The 10,639-nt window shown below is 63.8% G+C and carries 7 protein-coding genes; 3 read left to right on the top strand and 4 right to left on the bottom strand.

The genetic code is table 11. The features are described from left to right. Positions 1–98 precede the first annotated feature (98 nt). On the top strand, positions 99–908 hold the full coding sequence (locus HAV18_RS23090; RefSeq protein ID WP_166960293.1) for an IclR family transcriptional regulator: 810 nt from the start codon (positions 99–101) through the stop codon (positions 906–908). A gap of 102 nt (positions 909–1,010) precedes the next feature. On the opposite strand, the gene pbpG is transcribed toward HAV18_RS23090, so the two are convergent. After that, a complete protein-coding gene (gene pbpG, locus HAV18_RS23095) occupies positions 1,011–2,177 on the bottom strand; it encodes a D-alanyl-D-alanine endopeptidase (RefSeq protein ID WP_166960295.1) in 1,167 nt (388 codons plus the stop codon). A 654-nt stretch (positions 2,178–2,831) separates the two neighbouring features. Here pbpG and HAV18_RS23100 point away from each other — a divergent pair. Both HAV18_RS23100 and HAV18_RS23105 read left to right on the top strand, forming a co-directional pair. Beyond that, positions 2,832–3,398, top strand: coding sequence for a phasin family protein (locus HAV18_RS23100; RefSeq protein WP_048248776.1), 567 nt, complete (start codon positions 2,832–2,834; stop codon positions 3,396–3,398). A gap of 164 nt (positions 3,399–3,562) precedes the next feature. After that, positions 3,563–4,009 carry a hypothetical protein gene (locus HAV18_RS23105; RefSeq protein WP_243771758.1) on the top strand — a complete coding sequence of 149 codons (447 nt, stop codon included), beginning with the start codon at positions 3,563–3,565 and terminating at the stop codon, positions 4,007–4,009. 149 nt (positions 4,010–4,158) lie between these two features. On the opposite strand, the gene lpdA is transcribed toward HAV18_RS23105, so the two are convergent. From lpdA to aceE, 3 genes are all read right to left on the bottom strand, one after another. Beyond that, on the bottom strand, positions 4,159–5,922 hold the full coding sequence (gene lpdA / locus HAV18_RS23110; protein ID WP_166960297.1) for a dihydrolipoyl dehydrogenase: 1,764 nt from the start codon (positions 5,920–5,922) through the stop codon (positions 4,159–4,161). 277 nt (positions 5,923–6,199) lie between these two features. Next, positions 6,200–7,843 carry a dihydrolipoyllysine-residue acetyltransferase gene (aceF, locus tag HAV18_RS23115; protein ID WP_166960300.1) on the bottom strand — a complete coding sequence of 548 codons (1,644 nt, stop codon included), beginning with the start codon at positions 7,841–7,843 and terminating at the stop codon, positions 6,200–6,202. Between the two features lie 68 nt (positions 7,844–7,911). Continuing rightward, on the bottom strand, positions 7,912–10,608 hold the full coding sequence (gene aceE / locus HAV18_RS23120) for a pyruvate dehydrogenase (acetyl-transferring), homodimeric type (RefSeq protein ID WP_166960302.1): 2,697 nt from the start codon (positions 10,606–10,608) through the stop codon (positions 7,912–7,914). Positions 10,609–10,639 lie beyond the last annotated feature (31 nt).

A 10,639-nucleotide genomic window follows, 5' to 3' on the forward strand; every position in this document is an offset into this window, starting at 1 on the left:
CGAAACGAGGACTTCCTCGAACGGCGTTCGCTTTTTTCACGATACGAGATACAATCGTTGCAACCTCGCTTGACGCGTCAACCGATTTCTCCCCCGACATGAGCCAATCCACCCCGGATTCAAAAACGTCGATCCAGGTGATCGAACGCATGATGCGGTTGCTGGACGCGCTCGCCGCGCACAGCGACCCTGTCAGCCTGAAGGAACTTGCGCAGCGGACGGAGCTGCACCCGTCGACCGCGCACCGCATCCTCAACGACATGGTGACCTGCCGTCTCGTCGACCGCTCCGATCCCGGCACGTATCGCCTCGGCATGCGGCTGCTCGAGCTCGGCAACCTCGTAAAGGCACGCCTGTCGGTACGCGACGCGGCGCTGATGCCGATGCGCGAGCTGCACCGCCTCACCGGGCAGACCGTGAACCTGTCGGTGCGTCAGGGCGACGAGATCGTCTATATCGAGCGCGCCTATTCGGAGCGTTCCGGGATGCAGGTCGTCCGTGCGATCGGCGGCCGCGCGCCGCTGCACCTCACGTCGGTCGGCAAGCTGTTCCTCGCGGCCGACGAAACGTCGCGCGTGCGCGCCTATGCGACGCGCACGGGGCTGTCCGGCCATACGCAGAACAGCATCACCGACATCGCGAAGCTCGAGCGCGAGCTGACGATCGTGCGCCAGCAATCGTGCGCACGCGACAACGAGGAACTGGAACTCGGCGTGCGCTGTATCGCGGCCGGCATCTACGACGACTCGGGCAAACTCGTCGCGGGCCTGTCGCTGTCGGCGCCGGCCGATCGTCTGCAGGATGCGTGGCTCGGCCAGTTGAGCCGTACGGCCCTCACCATTTCGGAATCGCTCGGCTACCGGCCGGCGCCCGCGAAGGATGCGGACGGGTTGCAGCGGCAGGCATGAGCCGCCCTCACCGGCCTCGCTTCTCCCGAACGAAAAAGCCCCGCGATTGCGGGGCTTTTTCTTGTGACCGATCTGCACGACGGCGAACCGCCGCAAACGCGATCAGGTCCCGCCATTCGGCGTGTTGGCTGCCGTCAGGCGCTCGCCGCCGCCGGCGTCGAGCCAGTTGCGCAGGCGTGCCGCGTCGGCGAAACGCGAATACTTGCCGAACGAATCGAGCAGCACCATCACCATCGGCCGGCCATGGATCGTTGCCTGCATCACGAGGCATTCACCCGCTTCGTTGATGAAGCCCGTCTTCTGCAGGCCGATGTCCCACGAGCCGTTGCCGCGGATCAGCGCGTTCGTGCTGTTGTAGGCGAGGTTGCGCTTGCCCGTGTACACCTCGTAGCTGCGATCGGTCGAGAACTGACGGATCATCGGGTACTGGTACGCCGCATTGACCATCTTCACCAGATCGCGCGCGCTCGATACGTTCGAGCTCGACAGGCCGGTCGAATTCTCGAAGTGCGTATCGGCCATGCCAAGCGACTTCGCCTTCGCGTTCATCGCCGCGATGAACGCCGGACGGCCGCCCGGGTAGTAACGCGACAGCGCAGCGGCCGCGCGGTTTTCCGACGCCATCAGCGCGATGTGCAGCATGTCTTCACGCGACAGCACCGAGCCGACCGACAGGCGCGAGCCCGTGCCCTTCTCGTAGTCGCGATCTTCGTCGGTGACTTCGATCTGGTCGGTCATCGGCGACTTCGAGTCGAGCACGACCATCGCCGTCATCAGCTTCGAGATCGACGCGATCGGCACGACGGCGTGCGAATTCTTGTCGAACAGCGGCTCGCCCGAATTCTGGTCGACGACATACGCGACGCTCGATCGCAGCGCGAGCGCGTCGGGCGTGTCGTGCAGGCCGAAGGCCTGGCCGACCGTCGGCCGGCGCGGCTGGAACGCGACCTTGCGAACTGCGCCGTGATGGCCGCCATGCACGTTCGACGCGAGCGTCATGCGCTTGCGCGAAGCCTTCGCGCGCGGCGCGTCGGCTGCGGCGACCTTGGCGGATTTGTCGGAGGCGGCCTTGGCCGACTTCTTCTTCGCGGACGAAGCAGGAGCGACAGCCTTTTTCTTGGCGGCTTGTTGGGTCTTCGCAGTGGCGGCAAAGGCGTCAGCGGGCGCGACGGCCGCGGTGGTCGCCAGCAAGGCGACTGCGACCGACACAGCCGTGCCGAGCGTCATGCTCTGCAACAATCTGCGCGGTGAAAACGATTCGGCTTTCATTGGGGTCTGGACAAAGCGGGCGGGAGGTTTCCGCAAGTGTAGTTAAAGCTGAAAAAAAGAGCAATATTAGGCACTTACCGATCGTCGTTAAACCGGAATGTAAGGGTCGGCCAACCTCTGACCAATGAACCCTCCCGCTCCCATCGAAAAAATTCATGGGATACGCTGCCCGACAGTACCCGTCTCCCGATTACCACACGGTTAATTGAGATAACGTCACTTCGGAGGCGATTTAAAGCGGGGAAACTACGTATCCGGCGCTCGGCGTGCCTGGAGAGCCAGTCTCGGCCGTGGCGGCGGTAGGTCGCCACGGTACGCACATCGAAACGGCGCGTTTTTCGACAGGAACAGAAGGATAACGTTCCACAGGCCTGTCAGGTTTACCTGTGCATGATCATGGTGCGCCGCGCCTGCCCCGCCGCCGTGCGCACCATCTGGGATCGCACGTGAAACCGATTCCGAACGACCACGATAACTCGTTGTTTTATCGATAATTTGTCGCGATTGTGCAACGCACAAAAAATACTTGACAACGGTTTTCTCTGCCCTAAAATAGGCTTCATTGCTGCGTTGCACAAAGCACGCGCATCCGAGGTTCCCCGTCGTAGTGCCCTTTACCCAGCGATCGACGCGATCGCTTTTCAGGAGCTGGACATGTCCTTGCTGACCCCCGAGCAAATCGCCGCCGCACAGAAAGCCAACCTCGAAAGCCTGTTCGGTCTGACGACCAAGGCATTCGAAGGCGTCGAAAAGCTGATCGAACTCAACCTGCAGGTCGTGAAGTCGACGCTGGCCGAAGGCCAGGAAAACGCACAGCGCCTGCTGTCGGTGAAGGACGCACAGGAACTGATCGCGCTGCAAGCGAGCCTGTCGCAGCCGGTCGCGGAAAAGGTGCTGTCGTACGGCCGTCACCTGTACGAAATCGCGTCGTCGACGCAAGCCGAATTCGCGAAGGTTGCTGAAGCGCAATTCGAAGAGCAGAACAAGAAGGTCCAGGCACTCGTCGACAACGTCGCGAAGAACGCCCCGGCCGGTTCGGAAACGGCTGTCGCCGCGCTGAAGTCGGCACTGAACGCTGCGAACACCACGTACGAAACGGTTCAGAAGGCAGCGAAGCAAGCCGTCGAAATCGCTGAAACGAACTTCAACGCTGCGGCTGCCGTCGCAACGAAGGCCGCCACCGCCGCTGCCGCACGTCGTACGAGCAAGCCGGCCGCGTAAGCGTCCCCTGCTCCTGAAAGAGCCGCGCACAGCGCGGCTTTTTCGTTTCTGGTGCCGGAACATGCGATCCGGCGACGGTCCCTGCGGGTCATTGCCGTCTTCCGTTGCGCGGCATCAGGGGGCAATCAAATCAACAAGAAGTACGTTTCGCCTTCATTTCATTGATGTTCAGAACGCTCGGATCCATCACCGTCGCCACCGCCCTTTCCGTCGCGACGCTTGCGCTACCCGGTTTGGTCGCGGCCGCGCCACCCAACGCGACGCCTCAACAGGCAGAAACGCCAGAGTCGATGGAAATGTATGCGTTCGAGCTACCGTTTGCCGGCATAGTGGACGCGGCCCAGGCATTGCTGGCGAAGAACGGAATGGTGGGTATTTCCGAGGAACACGTGATCGCGGGAGAGGATAAAACCAGCCATTACCGCTACGTGATCGTGGTGACACCCGCGAAATCGAATCCGAACAAGTCCTACCTCTGGGTCAATGTCACGATGGGCGAGACGCCCCCGCCGCACGGCGCTGCCGCGCCACGCGACGAATTGCACGCGTTCATGAAGCAACTCGGCGAAAAACTCGGCACCACCCCGCAATTTGTCAGGGCGGCGAAGTAGATCCCGCCGTTCTGCGTGTGCGCGGTACCGCGCCTTCGGCATAGGCTGCGCCGCCCGGCCCTGGCTGCGCATCAATAAAAAAACGCCGCTCGGGTTTCCCGAGCGGCGGCGTTTCTCATGACCGGCACCTGGCCAGCCGTGCCAGCACGTTACTTCTTGCGTTGCGGCGGCAGGTCCGTACAGACGCCTTCGTACAACTCGGCGGCCATGCCGACCGATTCGCCGAGCGTCGGGTGCGGATGGATCGTCTTGCCGATGTCTTCCGCGTCCGCGCCCATCTCGACGGCGAGGCACACTTCGCTGATCAGGTCGCCTGCGTTCAGGCCGACGATCGCGCCGCCGATCACGCGATGGGTTTCCTCGTCGAAGATCAGCTTCGTGAAGCCTTCATCGCGGCCGTTCGCGATCGCGCGGCCCGATGCAGCCCACGGGAACACGGCCTTGCCGTACTTGATGCCTTCGGCCTTGCACTGGTCTTCCGTCTTGCCGGCCCACGCCACTTCCGGATCGGTGTACGCCACCGACGGGATCTGCAGTGCGTCGAAGTACGCCTTTTCGCCGTGCGCGGCTTCCGCTGCGACGTGGCCTTCATGCACGGCCTTGTGCGCGAGCATCGGCTGGCCGACGACGTCGCCGATCGCGAAGATGTGCGGGACGTTCGTGCGCATCTGCTTGTCGACGTCGATGAAACCGCGATCCGTGACGGCGACGCCGGCCTTGTCGGCGCCGATCTTCTTGCCGTTCGGGCTGCGGCCCACCGCGACGAGCACGAGGTCGTAGCGCTGCGCTTCCGCCGGCGCCTTCTCGCCCTCGAACTTCACGTAGATGCCGTCTTCCTTCGCTTCCGCGCCGACCGTCTTGGTCTTCAGCATCACGTTGCCGAAGCGCTTCGCGTTGTACTTTTCCCAGACCTTCACGAGATCGCGGTCCGCACCCATCATCAGGCCGTCCATCATTTCGACGACGTCGATCTCGGTGCCGAGCGTCGAGTACACCGTCGCCATTTCGAGGCCGATGATGCCGCCGCCGATCACGAGCATGCGTTTCGGCAACTGGCGCAGTTCGAGTGCGCCGGTCGAATCGACCACACGCGGGTCTTCCGGCATGAACGGCAGTTTCACGGCCTGCGAGCCCGCGGCGATGATCGCCTGCTTGAACTTGACGACCTTCTTGCCGTTTTCGCCCTGCACTTCCATGTGGAACGGATCGACGAATGCACCAACGCCCGTGACCACTTCGACCTTGCGTGCCTTCGCCATGCCGGCGAGGCCCGTCGTCAGCTTCTTGACGACGCCGCCCTTGAAGTCGCGCAGCTTGTCGAGATCGACTTCCGGCTTGCCGAACGTGATGCCGTGCGACGCGAGCGCCGCGGCTTCTTCGACGACGAGCGACGTATGCAGCAGTGCTTTCGACGGGATGCAGCCCACGTTCAGGCACACGCCGCCGAGCGTCGAGTAGCGTTCGACGAGTACCGTCTTCATGCCGAGGTCGGCTGCGCGGAACGCGGCCGAGTAACCGCCGGGGCCGGCGCCGAGCACGAGCATGTCGCATTCGATGTCGGCGGCGCCTGCGTAGCTGCCGGCTTGCGGCGCGGGTGCCGGAGCGGCTGCGGCCGGTGCCGGTGCAGCTGCTGCGGGCTTCGGCGCTTCGGGCGCTTTCGCGGGAGCGGCCGCACCTGCTGCTTCGACGATGGCGATGACGGTGCCTTGCGAGACTTTCTCGCCGGCTTTGACTTTGATTTCCTTGACGGTGCCGGCGACGTCGCTGGGCACTTCCATGGAGGCTTTGTCCGATTCGAGCGTGATGAGCGTCTGCTCTTTTTCGATCACGTCGCCCGGTTGTACGTTGACTTCGATGACATCGACGCCGCTGAAATCGCCGATATCCGGAACCTTGACTTCGATGAGACTCATTACTGTCCCCTTCTTGATTGACTGCAGACAGAGAGGGAGAAACCCGCGGAAGAACCCGCTACGGCCTGGCAAAAGAACGCGACGCTGGGCAGAACCACCTTTGCCGTCCGCCCAAGGACGCGCCTTTCTTTTGGTTACTTTTCTTTGGAAGACAAAGAAAAGTGACCGCCGCCCCGCGCAGGGGCGACGCTAATAGACCGTTAGCAAAACAGGTTCAACGACGAGGCGCGGATCACCGACAAAAAACCCACGCCCCCCGCGAGCCACTCCCCGCTCATCAAAGAATGATGCGACGGAAATCCGCGAGCAACGCGCCGAGATACGCATTGAACCGCGCGGCTTCCGCGCCATCGATCACGCGATGGTCATACGACAGCGACAGCGGCAGCGTCAGGCGCGGCACGAATTGCTTGCCGTCCCACACCGGCTTCATCTGGCCGCGCGACAACCCGAGGATCGCCACTTCCGGCGCGTTGATGATCGGCGTGAAGTTCGTGCCGCCGATCCCGCCGAGCGACGAGATCGAGAAGCAACCGCCTTGCATCTGGTCCGGCTTCAGCTTGCCGTCGCGTGCGGCCTTCGACAGCTCGGCCATTTCCTTCGCGATATCGACGAGGCCCTTCTTGTCCGCATCGCGGATCACCGGCACGACGAGGCCATTCGGCGTGTCCGCGGCAAAACCGACGTGGTAGTACTGCTTGAACACCAGGTTGTCGCCGTCGAGGCTGGCGTTGAAGGTCGGGAATTTCTTCAGCGCGGCGACGACCGCCTTGATCACGAATGCGAGCATCGTGAACTTCACGCCCGCCTTTTCGTGCTCCTTGTTCAACTGCACGCGCAGCGCTTCGAGCTCGGTGATGTCCGCTTCGTCGTTGTTCGTGACGTGCGGGATCATCACCCAGTTGCGATGCAGGTTCGCGCCCGAGATCTTCTTGATGCGCGACAGCGGCTTCGCCTCGAACGGGCCGAACTTCGAGAAGTCGACCTTCGGCCACGGCAGCAGGTTCAGCTCGCCGCCGCCTGCCGGCGCGGCTGCCGCGACCGGTGCCGCGCGCTGGCCCGTCATCACGCCCTTCACGAAGCCCGTGACGTCTTCCTTCGTGATGCGGCCCTTCGGACCCGAGCCCTGCACGCGTGCGACTTCGACGCCGAGTTCGCGCGCGAACTTGCGTACAGACGGCGACGCGTGGCTGGCGCGGTATTCACCCGACTGCGCTGCGGCCGGCGCAGCGGCAGCCGGTGCCGGCGCGGCCTTCGCGGGTGCCGGTGCAGCAGCCGGCGCAGGCGCTGCAGCGGCCGGAGCCGGCGCGCTCGCCTGCGGTGCGGCAGCCGCTGCACCTGCGGCTTCGAGCAGCACGATCAGCGTGCCTTCCGACACCGAATCGCCCACCTTCACCTTGATTTCCTTCACGACGCCGGCGGCCGGGCTCGGCACGTCCATCGTCGCCTTGTCCGACTCGAGCGTGACGAGCGACTGTTCCTTCTCGACCGTGTCGCCGACCTTCACGCCGATCTCGATGACCGGAACGTCCTTGTAGTCGCCGATGTCGGGCACCTTCACTTCGAACGTGCCGCCGGCTGCTGCCGGTGTGGCAGCCGGTGCCGCCGCGGCCGGCGCGGGCGCTGCCGCCGGAGCCGGTGCTGCGGCCGGCGCAGCCGCGCCATTGGCCTGCGCCGCGGCGCCGCCTTCGAGCAGGATGATCAGCGAGCCTTCCGACACGGAATCGCCCACCTTGACCTTGATTTCCTTCACGACACCGCCTACCGGGCTCGGGACGTCCATCGTCGCCTTGTCGGACTCGAGCGTGACGAGCGACTGCTCGGGCTCGACCGTGTCGCCGACCTTCACGCCGATCTCGATCACCGGCACGTCCTTGTAATCGCCGATATCCGGCACCTTCACTTCGATCGCTTGACTCATCTGTTTCTGTCTCCATGGCCGCGCGCGCTCCTCGCGGGAGCGACGCGCGGCATCACACGGCGTGTGCGTTAAACGGTCATCGGGTTGGGCTTGGACGGATCGAGGTTGTACTTGGCGATCGCGTCCGCGACCACCTTGCGCTCGATCGTGCCTTCGTCGGCCAGCGCGTTGAGCGCGGCGACGGTGACCCAGTGACGGTCGACTTCGAAGAAGTGACGCAGCTTCTCGCGGGTATCCGAGCGGCCGAAACCGTCGGTGCCCAGCACGACGAAGCGGCGATCGATCTGGCCGCGGATCTGGTCGACCAGCGCACGGACGTAGTCGGTCGACGCGATGACCGGGCCCTGCGTGTCCTTCAGGCACTTCTGCACGTGCGACAGACGGCGCTCCTCGGTCGGATGGAGCAGGTTCCAGCGCTCGACCTGATGGCCTTCGCGCGCCAGCTCGGTGAAGCTCGGCACGCTCCACAGGTCGGCGGCGACGCCCCAGTCGTTCTTCAGCAGTTCGGCGGCAGCGATCACTTCGTTGAAGATCGTGCCCGCGCCGAGCAGCTGGACGCGCGGCGCCTTCTTGTCGGCGTCGGCCTTCTTGAACGCGTACATGCCCTTGATGATGTCGGCCGCCACGTGCTCGCCCTGCGGAATCGCCGGGTGCTCGTAGTTCTCGTTCATCACCGTGACGTAGTAGTACACGTCTTCCTGGTCTTGCACCATGCGGCGCAGACCGTCCTGGATGATCACCGCGAGTTCATAGCCGAACGTCGGGTCGTAGCTCACGCAGTTCGGCACCGATGCCGCCCACAGGAGCGAGTGGCCGTCTTCGTGCTGCAGACCTTCGCCGTTCAGCGTCGTGCGGCCCGCGGTACCGCCGAGCAGGAAGCCGCGCGAACGCATGTCGCCTGCGGCCCATGCGAGATCGCCGATCCGCTGGAAGCCGAACATCGAATAGAAGATGTAGAACGGCACCATGATCTCGCCGTGCGTCGAGTACGACGTCGCCGCCGCGATCCAGTCGCACATGCCGCCCGCTTCGTTGATGCCTTCCTGCAGGATCTGGCCGGTTTCCGATTCCTTGTAGAACATCAGCTGGTCGGAATCTTCCGGCACGTACTTCTGGCCCTGCTGGTTCCAGATACCGATCTGGCGGAACAGGCCTTCCATGCCGAACGTGCGCGATTCGTCCGGGACGATCGGCACGACGCGCTTGCCGAGCGCCTTGTCCTTCAGCAGGATGTTCAGGATCCGCACGAACGCCATCGTCGTCGAGATCTCGCGGCCTTCGCCCGTGCCCTTCAGCAGCGGCTCGAATGCATCGAGTGCCGGCACCGGCAGCGACGTCGCCTTCTCGCGGCGGTGCGGCAGGTAGCCGCCGAGGTCCATGCGCTGCTTGCGCATGTATTCGAGTTCCTTCGAGCCTTCCTCGAACTTCAGGTACGGCACGTCGGCGATCTGTTCGTCGGTGATCGGCAAGCGGAACTGGTCGCGGAACTTCTTCAGTTGCTCGACCGGCAGCTTCTTCTGCTGGTGCGTGATGTTCATCGCCTGACCCGACTCGCCCATCCCGTAACCCTTGATGGTCTTCGCGAGGATGACGGTCGGCGCGCCCTTCGTGTTGCTGGCTTCGTGGAACGCCGCGTAGATCTTGTGCGGATCGTGGCCGCCGCGGTTCAGCGCCCAGATGTCGTCGTCCGACCAGTCGGCGACGAGCGCCTTCAGTTCAGGCGTGTTGAAGAAGTGCTCGCGCACGAACGCGCCCGATTCCGACTTGTACGTCTGGTACTCGCCGTCGACGACATCCATCATGCGGCGCATCAGCGCGCCCGACTTGTCGCGCGCGAACAGCGCATCCCAGCGGCTGCCCCAGATGACCTTGATCACGTTCCAGCCGGCGCCGCGGAACTCCGATTCGAGTTCCTGGATGATCTTGCCGTTGCCGCGCACCGGGCCGTCGAGACGCTGCAGGTTGCAGTTGATCACGAACACGAGGTTGTCGAGCTTCTCGCGGCTCGCCATCCCGATCGCGCCGAGCGATTCCGGTTCATCCGTCTCGCCGTCGCCGAGGAATGCCCACACCTTGCGGCCTTCCGTCTTCGTGATGCCGCGCACCTCCAGGTACTTCATGAAGCGTGCCTGGTAGATCGCCATGATCGGGCCGAGGCCCATCGACACGGTCGGGAACTGCCAGAAGTCCGGCATCAGCCACGGGTGCGGGTACGACGAAATGCCGTTGCCGTCGACTTCCTGGCGGAAGTTGTCGAGCTGCTCTTCCTTCAGGCGGCCGAGCAGGAACGCGCGCGAGTAGACGCCCGGCGACGAGTGGCCCTGCACGAACACGAGATCGCCGCCGTGCTGCTCCGACGCTGCGTGCCAGAAGTGGTTGTAGCCGACGTCATAGAGCGTCGCGGCCGATGCGAACGATGCGATGTGGCCGCCGACGTTCGTGTCCTTGCCTGCACGCAGCACCATCGCCAGCGCGTTCCAGCGCGTGTACGAACGGATGCGGTGCTCGAGGTCCTGGTCGCCCGGGATCTTCGCCTGGGCGCCGACCGGGATCGTGTTGATGTACGGGGTATTAGCGGAGAACGGCAGGTGTTCGCCGTGCATGCGGGCGAACTCGATCTGCTTTTCGATCAGGTAATGCGCGCGGCCGGTGCCCACGGAGGAGATCACGCCATCGAGCGACTCCAGCCACTCGACGGTTTCTTGCGGGTCGTCGTCACGTTCGGCGGCGACATATTTCATCACTTCGTTCGGTACAGCGGACATTCTCGTCTCCTGGGTCCTGGAATGTGAGGAT

This window comes from Burkholderia sp. D-99 (assembly GCF_011605345.1).
Taxonomy (GTDB): domain Bacteria; phylum Pseudomonadota; class Gammaproteobacteria; order Burkholderiales; family Burkholderiaceae; genus Burkholderia.